The following is a 15,618-nucleotide window of genomic DNA, read 5'->3' on the forward strand; positions in this document are numbered from 1 at the left end:
CGTCGTTATCGGGCGCACTCGCGCATCGAATGGACAAGATGCATCGTGCCCCGATTTGCTCAAATAGTCAATTTTGGCGCGCTGGTTTGTTGAAAGCGCAATCCAAATCGGGTTCGTATTGCGGATTCGTGAAACGTGCCCTATGGTGAGGAGTGCAACATTGCAGTTACTGATACACGGAGGTATCGCTATGAGTTCCCTGCCAGTGCCGACTCGGACCCAGCTGTTCATCGCCGGTGAGTTCACCGACGGTGCATCGACCGAGCGTGCAGATATCTTCAGCCCGTCAACGGGTGAGAAGATCGCGTCGATCCCAGTTCCGACGACCGCTGATCTCGACCTCGCCGTCGCGAAGGCGCACGAAGCGAAGACCGCGTGGCGCAAGCTCGGCGTGTTCGCGCGCGCCGAAATCTGCCACAGGGTCGGTACCGCGCTCGAGTCCCGCGTCGAGGAGCTCGCTCGCCTGCAGTCCCTCGAGCAGGGCAAGCCCTATGAGGAGTCGCTCGCCGATGTGAAGGAAGCGGCGCAGCTGTTCCACCTCCACGCAGAAGACGCGGTGCGCCTGTACGGCGAGACGCTGCCCTCGAACGACATCCAGAAGCGCCAGATCACCCAGCGCGCCCCGATCGGCGTGTTCGGCATCATCACGCCGTGGAACTTCCCGCTCCTCATGTTCGCTGAGTTCGTCGCCCCGGGGCTCGCAACCGGTAACGCGCACGTCGTGAAGCCGCCGACGAACACGCCACTCACGGTGCTCGCCGCGATGGACGCGCTCGTCGAGGCGGGCGTGCCTAACGGTCTTGTGTCGGTACTTCCCGGCGAGGGTGAGTTTGGCGCTGCCCTCGTCTCGCACCCGGGCATCGACGCTGTCGGCTTCATCGGATCCTCCGCGACCGCGACGAAGATCCAGGCGACCGCGGGCCTCAAGCCGCTGCTCATCGAGGCGTCGGGCAACGGCCCCGTCGTCGTGCTCGCCGACGCGAACATCGAGCGCGCCGCGAAGGCCGCGGTTGACGGCGCCTTCTACTGCGCCGGGCAGGTCTGCTGCGCGACCGAGCGCGTGATCGTCCACAAGGACGTCCACGAGAAGTTCGTCGCGGCCGTGCTCGAGTACTCGAAGACTGTCGTGCTCGGCGACCCGTTCGACCCGAACACGAACCTTGGCCCGCTGAACAACGAGGGCGTCGCTGCGAAGATGGATCGTCACATGGAGGATGCGCGCGAGCGCGGCCTCGACATCCTCCTCGGTGGCGGCCGCCGCGAGGGCCAGCCGACGGACCTCTACTACGAGTTCACTGTCGTCGACAACGTCACGACCGACAGCCTGCTGTCGCGCGAGGAGTCGTTCGGGCCCGTCCTGCCGATCATCGTCGCGGAAGACGACGACGACGCGCTGCGCATCGCGAACGACGACCCGCTGGGCCTCCAGGGCGCCGTCTTCACCGAAAACCTCTCGAAGGCGTTCCGCTTCATGGAGGAGATGGAGGTCGGCCAGGTCGTCGTCAACGACTCGAACGGTTGGTGGGACGTCAACATGCCGTTCGGCGGCGCAGGCGGCAAGGGCACCGGCTGGGGTCGCATTGGCGGCATGTACACGCTGCACGACATGACCTACCTGCGCACCGGCGTGATCCACATCGGCGCGTAGCGAGCCAGTCGCGGCAACGCACTCGCGTGATCGGCCACGGGGCGTGGTTCCCCGTGGCCGATCCTGTCCGTTGGTAGATTGTGACCAGCGTGACCCCTGAAAGCCTTGAAGGAGCTCCCATGAAAACCGACCTCGACGACATCGACCGGCGACTCATCGCGATTCTCCAGAACGATGGCCGCCGCTCCTTCAAGGAGATCTCCGAGGAGACAGGGATCCCGGCGTCGTCGGTGCGGTACCGAGTGCAGCGGCTCGAAGAATCAGGGACGCTGCAGATCGTCGGCGTCGCCGACCCGCTCAGGATCGGGTTTGACAGGCTCGCCCTCGTTGGCCTGAAGTGCGAGATGGGCAAGGCCCGGCTCGTCTGTGAGGAGCTCTCGAAACTGCCCGAGACGAGCTACGTTGTGCTCACGACCGGGCCGTTCGACGTGATGGTCGAGGTCGTGTGCCGCGACGTCGCGCACTACACCGAGTTCCTGCACGACCGCCTGCCGAAGCAAGACGGGATCATCGGCGCCGAGACGTTCTTTGTGCTCGAGGCCTACAAGCTTGCCTACGGTTGGGGCGTCGGCGACGCGCCAGCAGACAGCACGGGAGACGCCGGCGACGAGCCGAGCGCGGAGCCCGAAGGGGCACCCACAACATAGTTTTGCCGCTTCGAGCGGCGCAGTCGAAAGAGACACAACATGGCACACACTGAGACTCCCGCGCACCTGGCCGCCGGGGCCGTCACTGACACGCTCGCGCTTGAGCTGCCGCTGGAGCAGCTCCCCGCCGAAGAGGTCCGCGCCGGTGCACCGCGCGCCGGCGCGACGGACATCGACGCCGGGCCCGGGCTCGAACTCGGCGTCTGGGAAATGACGGAGGGCACCGCGGTCGATGTCGAAGCAGACGAGTGCTTCGTCGTGCTGCGCGGGAGTGCCACCGTGACAATCTTCTCGGATGGCGACGAGCCTGATGCGGTGCTTGAGCTTGGGCCCGGGTCGCTCGGGCGCCTGGCCGCGGGGATGCGAACCGAGTGGGTGATCCACGAGGATCTGCGGAAGGTCTACATCCTGCCGGTCGGTTAGCTGACCGGCAGGCGTGTCGGTGGTGTCTTTGGCCCTTCTAGCGCCAGGACACCACCGGCGGGTCTTGGCCGAAGTCAACGGAGGGGGAGCCGGGGTCGCCACCGAAAAGAATCTCAGCCTTGCCGCGCTGGCCGTCGAGCTCACCCTCGATCGTCGTGTCGACTCTGAGATAGTCGTAGGTTGAGACGACTGCAGGATTCTCGAAATCGAGCACCGGCGTGAGCTCGTTGAGCAGCGCATCGCTCTCCGCGGGAAGCGTGCGGTGCGCGGTGCCCTCCGTGGGAATGATCCCGTCTTGGAACTCGCCGCTGAGATCCATCCCGCAGGCCGTTTTCAGGCTGGTGTCTGCGATGCAGGCGTTGAGCGATTCGCGAACGAGGTCTCTGAATGTCTGCTCGCCCTCAGGGGTGAGCTTCGGTGACATGGTAAAAAGCATCTCCGTGTCGTCCTTTGTGTACATCTTGATGAGCGTGCCCTCCGCCTCGGCGTTCTGTGTAGCCTTCACAGGCTTCTCAGCCTTCGCGGTCTGAATCGACAGAGCCGCAGCAGTCGTCTCCGCGTCCGTTTCGGGGGCTTCGGCGGGCTCGTCAGAAGGGTGGTTCGCGTTGAGCTTGCTGGTATCAAACGTGAAGTATGGGTTCGCGAGCGTGAAGTCGTATGAGCCGGGGAACACCGGGTAAGACTCGGCTTCGAGTTCCACTCCGTTCACCTGGAGCCCGAGCCCGTCGTAGCCGTAGGTGTCCGATATGAGGTCGAGCCCATCTGAGATGCGCACCGACTCCTCGGAATACGAATACACGTCGAAGGTGCGCTTGACAGTGTCGCCGCCGGCCTGAAACGACACCGAGACGGTGACGTCATACTCGCTGCGGCCAGATTTCGTCTCCGGAGAAACCGTGATGCCTGAGATCGGCGCGAGCTCATTCGAGCGTTGCAATACCTTGTCGGTGAGGAGCTTTCTGACTTGGCCAGACGCATCAACATACTCGAGAGCCGCCTCTGCGTCACTCTCCGAGAGCGCAGTGAGATACTCCTCGACGGCGGCGACAGCTCGGGTCTCGGGCGTTGACCGGGCGCCAATAGAGGCTGCAACGCCGATGATGCTGCCGCCGATGAGCAGGACGAGCGCGACGGCGCCAGAGATGATCCCGATCAATGCGCCGCGCGACAGCTTCCGGCGCGGGCCCTGTGGGGCAGGGCCGTGGGGCACGCCGGGCGGTGGGAACTGCTGCACGCCGGGCGGTGGGAACTGGGGCGCCGGGAATGCCTGGCCGGGTGCTGGCTGGCCTGGCGCCTGCTGGCCGGGGTACTGGGGCTCCGGGAACTCCGGTCCTGAGGCGGGGAACTGTGGTGCCGGGAACTCTTGGCTGGGTGCTGGCTGGCCAGAGAACTGGGGCGCCGGTTGACCGTAATGCTGCTGGGGCACAGCGCCCGGGGGTGGCGGAGAAACTGCGGCGGGGCTCTTTCCGGCGGGCCCTGCTGCGGGAGGCAATGCCCAAGTCGGCTCGTCGTCAGAGGGTGGAAGCGGGTCGCGATTCTCGGGCGTTGAGGTCATGGCTCAGAAGTATACGGTGCCTATGTGTCGAATGCTCAATCGGTATTCGCGCGCGCATCAGAGTTTTGACCATTGGTCTGCAATGGCGTTCGAGTTTGGCGCGCTGTTGCGTTGGCTTGGAGTGGAGGAGGGCGGTGGGCTCGCTAGGCGGTGTATCTCGAGTGAACGTTTGGCCTTGAAGTGAGGGGTAGGGTGCGTGGGCCGACGAATTATTGTCAGCGGGAACTGTCACCCGTGCACGGTACGCTGCTGCGTGGGCCTTGGTGAATATTCCGGCGGCCCCACAGCATGTGAACTCTGACGAAAGGACCAGCCGTGATTCTCGCGTTCTCTGTCGCGCCGAACGGGGGCGACTCGAACTCCGACGGGTCCGTCTCAGAAGCGGTCGCGCAGGCGGTGGCCGTTGTTCGTGACTCGGGGCTGCCGCACCGTACGAGCAGTATGTTCACCGAGATTGAGGGCGAGTGGGACGAGGTGTTTGATGTCGTAAAGCGGGCGACTGAGGCCGTCATGCCGTTTGGCTCACGGGTCTCGCTGGTGATGAAGGCGGACATTCGTCCGGGGTTCACTGGGGAACTCGACGGCAAGCTTGAGCGCCTTGAGCGCGCGATCGAGGGCGGCGTGCCCGAGGCAAGAGCACGCGGCCGTCACAGCTAGCCCGCTGTTTTGGGTCGCTGGCCTTGACCGCTGGCCGGCTACGCGGGGCGAGCGGCCCCTCCCAGGCGGGCGAGCACGTCGAGCGTGACCCCAACCTCGGCGGCGCCGCCGAGAACGTGCCCGCCGTAGCCGCAGAAGACCTGGTAGTCGGCACACGGTATGCCGAAGCCCCGGCGTGTCGGGCAGATGTATTGCAGATCCCAGACGGACGGAGGGGCAGAGAGGCTGAGGCGCTGAAAGGACGGGCGGACGGGCTGGCGCACGGGCGGGCCGGGCGCCCCGTGGCGCGGCCCACCCGCCAGCCCTGATAGGGTTAACGAGTGAAAACCTTCGACACGCTCTTCGCCGAGCTCGCCGAGAAGGCCGCATCGCGGCCCGAAGGCAGCGACACTGTCGCCCGGCTGGATGCTGGTGTGCATTCGATCGGCAAGAAGATCGTCGAAGAGGCGGCAGAGGTATGGATGGCGGCCGAGTACGAGTCGCAAGAAGCCTGTGCCGAGGAGATCAGCCAGCTGCTCTACCACCTTCAGGTGCTCATGCTCGCAAAGGGCATGACCCTCGAAGACGTGTACACGCATCTGTAGCGTCGACGCTCGGCTTGAGCCATGCGTCGGCGCGTTTCGCTGACCTTTAAAACTCACTCGGCCGAAACACACTCGTGCGCCGGCCACGATGGAAGGAAATTCCACATGCTGCGCATCGCAGTTCCGAATAAGGGCTCGCTGTCAGAGATCGCCGCAGAGATGCTCGCTGAGGCGGGCTACTCCGGTCGCAAGGACTCTCGCAAGCTCGTTCACGCCGACCCAAAGAACGACGTCGAATTCTTCTACCTCCGGCCGCGCGACATCGCCACGTACGTGGGGTCGGGCGCGCTCGACGTTGGCATCACTGGCCGCGACCTGCTGCTCGACTCGGGGTCGGAGGCCCACGAGATCGCCGAACTCGACTTCGCCGATTCCACGTTCCGGTTCGCCTCGCCGGCAGAGGGCGGCATCAAGGAGCTCACCGACCTCCAGGGCAAGCGCGTTGCCACGAGCTACCCGCTGCTCGTTGACACCTTCCTGCGGAAGCACGGCGTCGAGTCGACGCTCGTGAAGCTTGATGGCGCTGTTGAATCGGCTGTGCAGCTGGGCGTTGCCGACGCCGTCGCCGACGTCGTCTCGACCGGCGCCACGCTCCGCGCGGCCGGCCTCGAGATCTTCGGCCCCGTCATCCTCGACTCGACCGCCGTGCTCATCGGCGGCCCGAGCCAGCACCCGGGCATGGAACGGCTCATGCGGCGCCTGCGCGGCGTGCTCGTCGCCCGCAAGTTCGTGATCATGGACTACGACCTTCCGGTCGCGCACCTCGACGATGCGATCGCCGTGGCCGGCGGCATTGAGTCGCCGACGGTCTCACCCCTGCGTGATGAAGAGTGGGTCGCGGTGCGCGTCATGGTCCCGTCAGACGACGCGAACACGATCATGGACAGGCTCTATGACCTCGGCGCCCGGGCGATCCTTGTGACCGCGATCCACGCCGCACGCCTGTAAGAAAGGGGAACGCACATGTCTGTTGCAGTACGCGTGATTCCCTGCCTCGACGTCGCCGGTGGGCGCGTCGTGAAGGGCGTGAACTTTCTGAACCTCCAGGACGCGGGCGACCCCGTCGAGCTCGCCGCGAAGTACGCGGAGCAGGGCGCCGACGAGCTCACGTTCCTCGACGTGACCGCGACCGTTGACGGCCGCGCGACGACCTACGACGTGGTGCGCCGCACCGCCGAGCAAGTCTTCATTCCGCTCACCGTCGGTGGTGGCGTGCGCGAGGTCGATGACGTCGCGCGCCTGCTCGAGGTCGGCGCTGACAAGGTTGGCATCAACTCGGGCGCGATCGCGCGCCCCGCGGTGATCGGCGAGATCGCCGACCGTTTCGGCGCGCAAGTGCTCGTGCTGTCGCTCGATGTGCGACGTAGCGACCGGACGCCGAGTGGCTTCGTCGTCACGACGCACGGTGGCAAGCGCGAGACCGATCTTGACGCGCTTGAGTGGTGCGCCGAGGCCGTCGAGCGCGGCGCCGGCGAGCTGCTCGTGAACTCGATGGACGCCGACGGCACCCAGGACGGCTTCGACCTCGAGCTCGTCCGTCGCGTCCGCGAGCTCGCGAACGTTCCGGTGATCGCGTCGGGCGGGGCGGGGGAACTCGAGCACTTCGCGCCCGCCGTCGACGCCGGGGCAGACGCCGTGCTCGCCGCGTCGGTGTTTCACTACGGCAAGTTCACGATCGGTGATGTGAAGGGCGCGCTCGCTGAGGCTGGCCACACCGTGCGCCTCTCGCCGACAGGCGGCGCGGCATGAGTGCGGAGGCAGTGGAGGCCGCGATCGCCGAGCTGAAGTTTGGCGCGAACGACCTCATGCCCGCTATGGTGCAGGACGACGAGTCGGGCGACGTGCTCATGCTCGCTTGGATGGACGCGGAGGCCGTTCGCCGCACGCTGACCACGGGCCGGGTCACCTACTGGTCGCGCTCGCGCGGTGAGTACTGGCGCAAGGGCGACACGTCGGGCCACAGGCAGTATGTGCGGTCGGTCGCCGCAGACTGTGACGGCGACACCCTGCTTGTGCGCGTCGTGCAGATCGGGGCGGCCTGCCACACGGGCACCCGAACGTGCTTCGACGGCCGCGAGCTGCCAGCCGTCGTCGGCACCCCAGAGATAGGCTGAGTTCGTGAGCAACACCACCACCCGCGAGGAGTTCGAGGTCGAACGATCCGCGCACGCCGTCATCCCCGTCCGCCGCGAGATCTTCGCCGACGCTGACACCCCGGTGAGCATCTACCGGAAGGTCGCCGGGTCTCGCGTCGGCACCTTCCTGCTCGAATCGGCAGAGCAGGGCGGTGTGTGGACGCGCTTTAGCTTCGTCGGCGCGGGGAGCTTCGGCGTGCTCGGCGAGCGCGACGGCCTCGCGCAGTGGACGCCGAGCGCCCACGGCCTCGGGGGGAGCGCGGGTTCTCTCGATGAGGATCGCCTGCTGCCGGGAGGCGTGACGCACCTGCAGCCGGTTGAGGCCCTGCGCGCAGCCTACGAGCGGTGGAAGGCGCCGCAGGTTCCCGGCTTGCCGCCACTCGCGAGCGGCTTCGTCGGCTATCTCGGCTGGGAGACCGTGCGTCAGTTCGAGCGCCTCGATTCGCCGCCGCCCGTGCCGAGCGGCCTGCCAACGCAGGGGCTGAGCTTCGTCTCTGAACTCGTGGTGATTGACCACCGCGAGGGGTCGGTGATCCTCATCGCGAACGTGCTGAACGACGCCGCGCTCGCGAGCGGCGGGGGCGAGAGCGCCGACGCGCAGTGGGCCGACGCTCAACGGCGCCTCGACGCGCTTGCGGCCGCGCTCGCCGCGCCAGAGTCGTCGCCGCTCGGTGTGCTCGATCGCGCCGCGCTGCCTGACCCGAAGCGGCTCACCACGACGCCGGAGTACATGGCGACGGTCGACGCCGCGAAGCGCTACATCGTCGACGGCGATATCTTCCAGGTCGTGCCCTCCCAGCGGTTCGACCAGGAGTGCACCGCCGACCCGCTCGACGTGTACCGGGTGCTTCGGCACTTGAACCCGAGTCCGTTCCTGTACCTCGTGCAGCTTGAGGATAACGAGGGCGTGCCGTTCTCGGTGGTCGGTTCGAGCCCCGAGGCGCTCGTGACGGTGCAGGAGCACGGGCACGTGATGACCCACCCGATCGCGGGGTCGCGCCCCCGCGGCGAAACCGTTGAGCAGGATAAGCAGTACGCGAGAGATCTCCTTGCCGACGAGAAGGAGCGCGCCGAGCACCTCATGCTCGTCGACCTCGCGCGCAACGACCTCGCCCGCGTGTGCGAGCCCGGCAGCGTCGAGGTGACCGAGTTCATGCGCATCGAGCGCTTCAGTCACATCATGCATATCGTCTCTTCCGTCGAGGGGCAGGTTCGGCCCGACCAGAACCCGGTCGACGTGTTCCGCGCGACGTTCCCGGCAGGCACGCTGAGTGGTGCCCCGAAGCCGCGCGCCCTCGAGATCATCGACGAGCTTGAGCCGGTGCAGCGGGGCGTCTACGGAGGGGTCGTCGGCTACTTCGGGCTCGGTGGCGCTGCCGATCTCGCGATTGCAATCCGCACCGCGACTATTCGCGACGGCGTCGCGATGGTGCAGGCCGGCGCAGGCGTGGTCGCCGATTCGGTCCCGGAGACCGAGGACGCCGAGTGCCAGAGCAAGGCCGCGGCGCCCCTCCGGGCGATCGCGATTGCAAACTCCCTGACGAGAACGGATGCTCATGCCTGAGACGAAGCGCGGCACACTCACGAGCAAGGGCGCCCTGATCGGCGTCATCGTGCTGGCGGGCGGGGCTGCGCTCCTCGCCTCGGTGCAGGGGTGGCTGGCGCTCGCGCTCCTTCCCGGCGTCGCGACCGTCGAAGAGCTGACGGTCACGGGGCAGCAGATGAGCCCGGCGCTCACGCTGATCGCGCTCGCTGCGCTGGCCGCAGCCCTCGTGCTCACGCTCGCCGGCCGCGGCTTCCGGCGCGTCATCGCCGTGCTCATCGTCGGGCTTGGCGCAGGGCTTGCCTACGCTGGCTTCCGCGCGATCTCCGCGCCCCTCGCCGGGGCGAGCGGCCAGCTCGAATCGGTCAGCGGCATCTCGGGGGAGGCGCAGGCTGGCCTCGTCAGCTCGCTCGAGCTCTCCGTGTGGCCAGCGGTGACCGTTGCGATCGGCGTGATCCTCGCGGTTGCGGGCGTGCTCGTGCTCGTGTTCGGTTCGCGCTGGAAGCAGGGCGGGCGGAAGTACGAGTCGAGCGGCGAGGCGAAGCGCGCCCGCGCGGCGGGAACCGCGACGGGGGACAGGATCTCGGACTGGGAGGCACTCTCCGACGGCGAGGACCCCACCGACGACGAGTTCGACGAGTTCGACGCTGACGCCGCTGACGGAACCGCCCCGCGCCAGTGACACGCGTGCGCCACGCGCGCCGCATTCGCTGAAAGCTGGGAGTTCCCGGTAAGATTGAGAAGTCCGAATGTGCACACCTGCCAGAGGAGATACATGAGTAACCAGCACGGAGACCCCGGTCACGGCGATTCGCCCGCGGCATGGACGGCAGTGGTGGTGATGCTCCTTGGCATTGCTGCTGGAACCGTCTTCTTCTTCCTGCAGATGCCGACCCTCGTATGGGTATGCGTCGGCGTCGTCGCCCTCGGCTTGATCCTTGGGTTCATCCTCGCGAAGGCTGGCTACGGCGTGAACGGCCCCCGCTACACCCCGAAGTCGCACGACTAACGGTGCTTGAGCAGCTCCTTCAGGGATCGCTCGAGGACGCGAAGTCCCGCAGGCAGATTCGGCCTTACCAGGCCGTTGAAGCCGAGGCGCTCGCGCGCCCGGCCGCCCTCGACGCGCTCGCGCACCTCGCCCCGGCAGACCACATTCGGGTCATTGCCGAGGTGAAGCGCGCGAGTCCGTCGCGCGGGGATCTCGCCGAGATCGCTGAGCCGCACGCGCTCGCCAGCCAGTATGAGGCTGGCGGCGCGAGCGTTGTCAGCGTGCTCACTGAGGAGCGCAGGTTCAAGGGGTCGCTCGACGACCTCGAGGCTGTTCGCAAAGCAGTAAGCATCCCCGTGCTCCGCAAGGAGTTCATCGGGGAGGAGTACCAGATTCTTGAGGCCCGCGCCGCAGGCGCCGACCTCGTGCTGCTCATCGTGGCTGCCCTGCCGCAGGACACGCTTGAGCGACTGTACGCGTTTACCCTCGAGCTTGGCATGACGCCGCTCGTTGAGGCGCACTCGGCCGACGAGGTCGCGCGCTCCGTCGATCTCGGCTCGCAGCTGATTGGCGTGAACGCGCGCGATCTCTCGACGTTCGAGCTCGACCGCGACCTGTTTGGCCGCGTTGCCGATCAGATCCCGGCGGGCGTGATTCGCGTCGCGGAGTCCGCAGTGCTCGGCGTCGACGACGTCGTGCGTTACCGGGAAGCCGGCGCAGACGCGATCCTCGTCGGTGAGGCGCTCGTGAAGAGCGACCCGATTGCGACGCTCGCCTCGTTCCTGAGCGTGTAACGAAACACCGGGCGCTCGCCGTGGCGCCTCTCGTCCCATTTTCGAAAGGCGACAATGTCAGACCAGACCTCAGTGACGAGTCTCAGGGATCAGCAGGGGCCGTTCTTCGGCGCCTTCGGCGGCCGGTTCATGCCGGAGTCGCTGATCGCCGCGATCGACGAGCTCTCTGACGCGTACGCCGAAGCGAAGGCAGACCCCGCGTTCCAGGCCGAGCTGCTCGATTTGCTGCGCGACTACGCCGGAAGGCCGTCGCCGATCACCGAGGTGCCGAGGTTCGCCGAGTACGCTGGCGGTGCGCGCATCTTCCTGAAGCGCGAGGACCTCAACCACACGGGCTCGCACAAGATCAACAACGTGCTCGGCCAGGCCCTGCTCACGAAGCGCCTCGGCAAGACGCGCGTCATCGCCGAGACCGGCGCGGGCCAGCACGGCGTCGCGACCGCGACCGCCGCTGCGCTCCTTGGGCTCGAGTGCGTCGTCTACATGGGCGAGGTCGACACGAAGCGTCAGGCATTGAACGTCGCGCGCATGCGTCTGCTCGGCGCCGAGGTCGTGCCGGTCACGACAGGCTCGCGGACGCTCAAGGACGCGATCAACGAGGCATACCGCGACTGGGTCGCGACTGTGGATCGCACCAACTACATCTTCGGCACCGCCGCAGGGCCACACCCGTTCCCGGCGATGGTGCGGGACTTCCAGAAGGTCATCTCGGAGGAGGCGCGCGCGCAGCTCCTCGAGAAGAACGGCAGCCTCCCCGACGCGGTTATTGCGTGCGTGGGCGGTGGCTCGAACGCCATCGGCATGTTTGATGCCTTCCTCGACGACGAGGGCGTCGCGCTCTACGGCGTTGAGGCGGCGGGTGACGGCGTCGACACCGAGCGCCACGCGGCCTCGATCGAGCGCGGCCGCCCCGGCGTGCTGCACGGCGCGCGGACCTACGTGCTGCAGGACGAGGACGGGCAGACGATCGAGTCGCACTCGATCTCCGCGGGCCTCGACTACCCGGGCGTAGGCCCAGAGCACTCGTGGCTCGCAGACATCGGGCGAGCGACCTACATTCCCGCGACCGACGATGAGGCGATGCAGGCCCTCCGGCTGCTCAGCCAGACCGAGGGCATCATCCCCGCGATCGAGTCGGCGCACGCCCTCGCGGGCGCGATCCGCATCGGCAAGGAACTCGGCCCTGACGCGACGATTGCGGTGAGCCTGTCTGGCCGCGGCGACAAAGACATGGCGACCGCAGGGCGCTACTTCGGGCTGTTCGACGGCACCGAGCTTGATGCTGCCGAGGAGGCCGCCGAATGAGCACGTCACGCGTAGAAGCCGCGATCCTCACCGCTAAGCGTGAGCGCAAGGGCGCCCTCATCGGCTACCTGCCCGTCGCATTTCCCGACCTCGACACGAGCGTCGACGCCGCGATCGCAATGGCGCGCTCTGGCGCCGACGTCATCGAGTTCGGCGTACCCTACTCTGACCCGGTGATGGACGGCCTCGTCATCCAAGAGGCGACGCAGACCGCGCTCAAGGCCGGCTTCAAGCTCTCACAGCTCTTCGAAGCGATCACCCGCGTCACCGCGGAGGTCGACGCGCCCGTGCTCGTCATGACCTACTGGAACCCGGTCGTACAGTACGGCGTCGAGCGGTTCGCCAAGGACCTCAAGGCTGCCGGCGGCGCGGGCCTCATCACGCCCGACATCACCCCCGACGCCGCAGCCGAGTGGATTGAGGTGAGCGAGCGCGTCGGTCTCGACCGTGTGTTCCTCGCCGCGCCAACCTCGACTGATGAGCGCCTGCGGATGATCTCGGAGCAGAGCACCGGCTTCGTTTACACCGTGTCAACGATGGGCATCACTGGGGAGCGCTCGGAGCTCGACGCCGCCGCCCGGGTGCTCACCGGTCGGCTGCGCGATGCTGGCGACAAGCTTGCCTGCGTCGGGATCGGAATCTCGAACGCCGAGCAGGTCGCCTCGACACTCGAGTACGCCGACGGCGCGATCGTCGGAACCGTGTTCGTTCGCGCGTTGCGTGACGGCGGGGTCGACGGGCTCGCGGCGGAGGTTCGCGAGATCGCTCAGGGCACCACCAGCTAGGATTGATTTCGGTGCCGGGGGAGACCGCGGCTAGAGACAAGATTTCAGTGGCGCACGCGCCGGGCTCTCGGGCCCAGCCGCTCGCAGCCGCTCGTGTTAGATTCGCCCGCGAAAGAGGAGCCAATGATTCTCCCGCTCAGTATCCCGAGCCCCAGCTTCCAGTTCTTTCAGATCGGACCGCTGACCATCCACCTGTACGCGCTGTGGATCATCCTCGGGATCGTCCTCGCCGCGATCTGGACTGGGCGCAGGCTCACCGCCCGCGGTGCCGAGCGCGGGGTCGTGCTTGACTTCACCGTCTGGTCGGTGCTCATGGGGATCATCGGCGCACGCCTCTACCACGTCGTCACCCACTGGGGGTTCTACTTCCAGGAGGGGCGCCAGTGGTGGAACCCGTTCGAGCGTGACGCGATCTGGAACATCTGGGACGGCGGCATCGCCATCTTCGGCGCGCTGCTCGGCGGCGCGATCGGCGTGCTCATCGCCTCGCGCCTTACCGGCGTGCGGTTCCTCTCGTTCGCTGACGCGCTCGTGCCCGGCCTGCTGCTCGCACAGGCGTTCGGTCGCCTCGGCAACTACTTCAACCACGAGCTCTTCGGCGGCCCCACAACGGCGCCGTGGGGGCTCGAGATCGATTCCTCGAACCCGGCATTCCCGATCGGACTGCCCGAGGGGACTCTGTTCCACCCGACGTTCCTCTACGAGATCCTCTGGAACCTCGTCGGGATCGTCCTGCTGCTCGCGATCGAGCGCAAGACCCGCCTCCGCTGGGGCAAGTTCTTCGCGCTGTACCTCATTTGGTACGGGATCGGCCGAGCGATCATCGAGTCGATGCGCGTCGATCCGAGCCTGCTCTTCCTCGGCCTGCGCACCAACGTGCTCGCCGCGCTGCTCGCGATCGTGCTCGGCGTCATCATCTACCTCGTGCAGCGCCGCAGGCACGTTGGCATCGAGACCAGCGTCTACCTGCCAGGCCGGTCGAACCCGGCCGATTCGATCCTCAGGGACACTGCGGATCCCGAAGAATTTCACCACGTGATCAACCGCGCCAGCGCGGAATAAAGGAGAAGCCATGCGTCACGCCAAGATCGTCGCGACTTGGGGCCCCGCAGTATCGAGTTACGACCACACCCTGGAGCTCATCAGCGCAGGCGTGAACGTCGCACGACTGAACATGTCGCACGGCACCTACAACGTCCACGAGGGCATCTACCGCAACATCCGGCGCGCCGAGATCGAGGTGAAGCGCCCGATCGCGGTGCTCGCGGACCTGCAGGGGCCGAAGATTCGCCTCACAACCTTCGCCGACGGGCCGCACGACCTCGAGGTTGGCGACGAGTTCGCGATCACGACGCGCGAGGTGCCCGGTGACCGCACGATCTGCGGCACGACCCACAAGGGTCTGCCCGGCGACGTCAGCGTCGGCGACCCGCTGCTCGTCGACGACGGCAAGGTGGCGCTGCGCGCGATCCGCGTGACCGAAGACACCGTGTACACGGTCGTCGAGGTTCCCGGCCGAGTGTCGAACAACAAGGGCATCAACCTGCCCGGCGTCGCGGTCAACGTGCCCGCACTGTCGGATAAGGATGAGGACGACCTGCGCTGGGCGCTGAAGCTCGGTGTCGACTACATCGCGCTCTCGTTCGTGCGCGACGCCGCCGACATCGTGCGCGTTCACGAGATCATGGACGAAGAGGGTATCCGCCTCCCCGTCATCGCGAAGATCGAGAAGCCGCAGGCTGTTGAGAACCTCGAAGAGATCGTTGACGCGTTCGACGGCATCATGGTCGCCCGTGGCGACCTTGGCGTCGAGATGCCGCTCGAGCGGGTGCCGCTTGTGCAGGCCGAGGCGATCGACATCGCCCGCCGCAACGCGAAGCCCGTCATTGTGGCGACGCAGGTGCTCGAGTCGATGATCGAGAACCCGCGCCCGACCCGGGCCGAGGCTTCCGACTGCGCGAACGCGGTGCTCGACGGCGCAGACGCGGTCATGCTCTCGGGCGAGACCAGCGTTGGCGCGTACCCCGTTGAGGCGGTCCAGACGATGGCCCGCATCATCGAGGCGACGGAGGATCACGCGCTCGATCGCATCGAGCCGCTGAAGGTCGCGCCACGCAGCCAGGGCGGCGTGCTCACCCGCGCAGCGGCCGAGGTCGCCGAGTTCATCGGCGCCCGCTACATCTGCGTCTTCACCGAGTCGGGCGACACCGTCCGCCGGATGTCGCGCCTGCGCACCCCGATCCCGATCATCGGCTTTACGCCCTCGGTCGCGACCCGCCGTCGCATGGAGCTCACCTGGGGCGCGCGCTCGATCGAGATGCCGCGCGTTGGCAGCACCGACGAAATGTTTGCCCAGGTCGACGCCACGCTCGAACCGCGCGACAACATCGAGCTCGGCGAGCGCGTCATCATCGTCGCCGGTTCCCCTCCCGGGGTCGTTGGCACGACGAACACGCTCCGCATCCACCGGGTGGGGGAGATGAGCGGCAACCTTGACGCCGCAGGTCCGCGCAAGCACACGCTCGCGGACGCGTAACGAACACGGGGTTCCAGT

At 66.9% G+C, this 15,618-nt stretch carries 17 protein-coding genes; 16 read left to right on the forward strand and 1 reads right to left on the reverse strand.

Annotation, left to right across the window (positions count from 1 at the left end; translation table 11 throughout):
* Positions 1 to 190 precede the first annotated feature (190 nt).
* The 3 genes from FB468_RS01395 (at position 191) to FB468_RS01405 (ending at position 2,718) form a co-directional block, all read left to right on the forward strand.
* Positions 191 to 1,648, forward strand: a complete 1,458-nt coding sequence (locus FB468_RS01395) for an aldehyde dehydrogenase family protein (protein ID WP_141885771.1) — start codon at positions 191 to 193, stop codon at positions 1,646 to 1,648.
* 119 nt (positions 1,649 to 1,767) lie between these two features.
* On the forward strand, positions 1,768 to 2,295 hold the full coding sequence (locus FB468_RS01400; protein WP_141885772.1) for an Lrp/AsnC family transcriptional regulator: 528 nt from the start codon (positions 1,768 to 1,770) through the stop codon (positions 2,293 to 2,295).
* A gap of 39 nt (positions 2,296 to 2,334) precedes the next feature.
* Positions 2,335 to 2,718, forward strand: a complete 384-nt coding sequence (locus FB468_RS01405) for a cupin domain-containing protein (protein ID WP_141885773.1) — start codon at positions 2,335 to 2,337, stop codon at positions 2,716 to 2,718.
* 37 nt (positions 2,719 to 2,755) lie between these two features.
* Here the strand turns inward: FB468_RS01405 and FB468_RS01410 are convergent, their stop codons facing one another.
* Complete coding sequence (locus FB468_RS01410) at positions 2,756 to 3,952, reverse strand: hypothetical protein (protein ID WP_170219598.1); 1,197 nt, start codon at positions 3,950 to 3,952, stop codon at positions 2,756 to 2,758.
* A 636-nt stretch (positions 3,953 to 4,588) separates the two neighbouring features.
* Here FB468_RS01410 and FB468_RS01420 point away from each other — a divergent pair.
* The 13 genes from FB468_RS01420 (at position 4,589) to pyk (ending at position 15,600) form a co-directional block, all read left to right on the forward strand.
* Positions 4,589 to 4,930: a thiamine-binding protein gene (locus FB468_RS01420; protein WP_141885776.1), complete on the forward strand. Its 342-nt coding sequence runs from the start codon at positions 4,589 to 4,591 to the stop codon at positions 4,928 to 4,930.
* A 320-nt stretch (positions 4,931 to 5,250) separates the two neighbouring features.
* Positions 5,251 to 5,514 (forward strand): phosphoribosyl-ATP diphosphatase, encoded by a 264-nt coding sequence (locus FB468_RS01425; protein WP_121078427.1) that lies wholly within the window; start codon positions 5,251 to 5,253, stop codon positions 5,512 to 5,514.
* Between the two features lie 105 nt (positions 5,515 to 5,619).
* The gene (hisG, locus tag FB468_RS01430; RefSeq protein ID WP_141885777.1) at positions 5,620 to 6,462 is read left to right on the forward strand and encodes an ATP phosphoribosyltransferase; all 843 of its coding nucleotides are present in this window, start codon (positions 5,620 to 5,622) and stop codon (positions 6,460 to 6,462) included.
* 15 nt (positions 6,463 to 6,477) lie between these two features.
* Positions 6,478 to 7,263 (forward strand): imidazole glycerol phosphate synthase subunit HisF, encoded by a 786-nt coding sequence (gene hisF / locus FB468_RS01435; RefSeq protein ID WP_141885778.1) that lies wholly within the window; start codon positions 6,478 to 6,480, stop codon positions 7,261 to 7,263.
* Positions 7,260 to 7,628 (forward strand): phosphoribosyl-AMP cyclohydrolase, encoded by a 369-nt coding sequence (gene hisI / locus FB468_RS01440; protein WP_141885779.1) that lies wholly within the window; start codon positions 7,260 to 7,262, stop codon positions 7,626 to 7,628. Before hisF ends, hisI begins: the two co-directional genes overlap by 4 nt.
* Before the next feature lie 4 nt (positions 7,629 to 7,632).
* Positions 7,633 to 9,213, forward strand: coding sequence for an anthranilate synthase component I (locus FB468_RS01445; RefSeq protein WP_141885780.1), 1,581 nt, complete (start codon positions 7,633 to 7,635; stop codon positions 9,211 to 9,213).
* Positions 9,206 to 9,874 (forward strand): Trp biosynthesis-associated membrane protein, encoded by a 669-nt coding sequence (locus FB468_RS01450; protein ID WP_170219599.1) that lies wholly within the window; start codon positions 9,206 to 9,208, stop codon positions 9,872 to 9,874. The genes FB468_RS01445 and FB468_RS01450 overlap by 8 nt, the downstream gene beginning before the upstream one ends.
* Positions 9,875 to 9,967: 93 nt before the next feature.
* Positions 9,968 to 10,201, forward strand: coding sequence for a DUF6704 family protein (locus tag FB468_RS01455; protein ID WP_141885782.1), 234 nt, complete (start codon positions 9,968 to 9,970; stop codon positions 10,199 to 10,201).
* Positions 10,202 to 10,203: 2 nt separating this feature from the next.
* Entirely contained in the window at positions 10,204 to 10,974 is a 771-nt protein-coding gene (gene trpC, locus FB468_RS01460) for an indole-3-glycerol phosphate synthase TrpC (RefSeq protein ID WP_141885783.1), read from the forward strand.
* A gap of 54 nt (positions 10,975 to 11,028) precedes the next feature.
* On the forward strand, positions 11,029 to 12,279 hold the full coding sequence (gene trpB, locus FB468_RS01465) for a tryptophan synthase subunit beta (RefSeq protein ID WP_141885784.1): 1,251 nt from the start codon (positions 11,029 to 11,031) through the stop codon (positions 12,277 to 12,279).
* On the forward strand, positions 12,276 to 13,064 hold the full coding sequence (trpA, locus tag FB468_RS01470) for a tryptophan synthase subunit alpha (RefSeq protein WP_141885785.1): 789 nt from the start codon (positions 12,276 to 12,278) through the stop codon (positions 13,062 to 13,064). Before trpB ends, trpA begins: the two co-directional genes overlap by 4 nt.
* Positions 13,065 to 13,187: 123 nt before the next feature.
* Positions 13,188 to 14,126, forward strand: coding sequence for a prolipoprotein diacylglyceryl transferase (gene lgt, locus FB468_RS01475; protein ID WP_141885786.1), 939 nt, complete (start codon positions 13,188 to 13,190; stop codon positions 14,124 to 14,126).
* A 10-nt stretch (positions 14,127 to 14,136) separates the two neighbouring features.
* Positions 14,137 to 15,600 carry a pyruvate kinase gene (pyk, locus tag FB468_RS01480; RefSeq protein ID WP_141885787.1) on the forward strand — a complete coding sequence of 488 codons (1,464 nt, stop codon included), beginning with the start codon at positions 14,137 to 14,139 and terminating at the stop codon, positions 15,598 to 15,600.
* The last annotated feature ends 18 nt before the right edge of the window (positions 15,601 to 15,618 follow it).

Source organism: Leucobacter komagatae (assembly GCF_006716085.1).
Classification (GTDB): domain Bacteria; phylum Actinomycetota; class Actinomycetes; order Actinomycetales; family Microbacteriaceae; genus Leucobacter; species Leucobacter komagatae.

Bases quoted from the DNA above. Each gene is read 5' to 3' on its own strand.
- lgt (WP_141885786.1), top strand. From the start codon at position 13,188: ATGATTCTCCCGCTCAGTATCCCGAGCCCCAGCTTCCAGTTCTTTCAG.
- FB468_RS01455 (WP_141885782.1), top strand. From the start codon at position 9,968: ATGAGTAACCAGCACGGAGACCCCGGTCACGGCGATTCGCCCGCGGCA.
- FB468_RS01405 (WP_141885773.1), top strand. From the start codon at position 2,335: ATGGCACACACTGAGACTCCCGCGCACCTGGCCGCCGGGGCCGTCACT.
- pyk (WP_141885787.1), top strand. From the start codon at position 14,137: ATGCGTCACGCCAAGATCGTCGCGACTTGGGGCCCCGCAGTATCGAGT.
- FB468_RS01450 (WP_170219599.1), top strand. From the start codon at position 9,206: ATGCCTGAGACGAAGCGCGGCACACTCACGAGCAAGGGCGCCCTGATC.
- hisF (WP_141885778.1), top strand. From the start codon at position 6,478: ATGTCTGTTGCAGTACGCGTGATTCCCTGCCTCGACGTCGCCGGTGGG.
- FB468_RS01395 (WP_141885771.1), top strand. From the start codon at position 191: ATGAGTTCCCTGCCAGTGCCGACTCGGACCCAGCTGTTCATCGCCGGT.
- trpB (WP_141885784.1), top strand. From the start codon at position 11,029: ATGTCAGACCAGACCTCAGTGACGAGTCTCAGGGATCAGCAGGGGCCG.
- hisG (WP_141885777.1), top strand. From the start codon at position 5,620: ATGCTGCGCATCGCAGTTCCGAATAAGGGCTCGCTGTCAGAGATCGCC.
- trpA (WP_141885785.1), top strand. From the start codon at position 12,276: ATGAGCACGTCACGCGTAGAAGCCGCGATCCTCACCGCTAAGCGTGAG.
- hisI (WP_141885779.1), top strand. From the start codon at position 7,260: ATGAGTGCGGAGGCAGTGGAGGCCGCGATCGCCGAGCTGAAGTTTGGC.
- FB468_RS01400 (WP_141885772.1), top strand. From the start codon at position 1,768: ATGAAAACCGACCTCGACGACATCGACCGGCGACTCATCGCGATTCTC.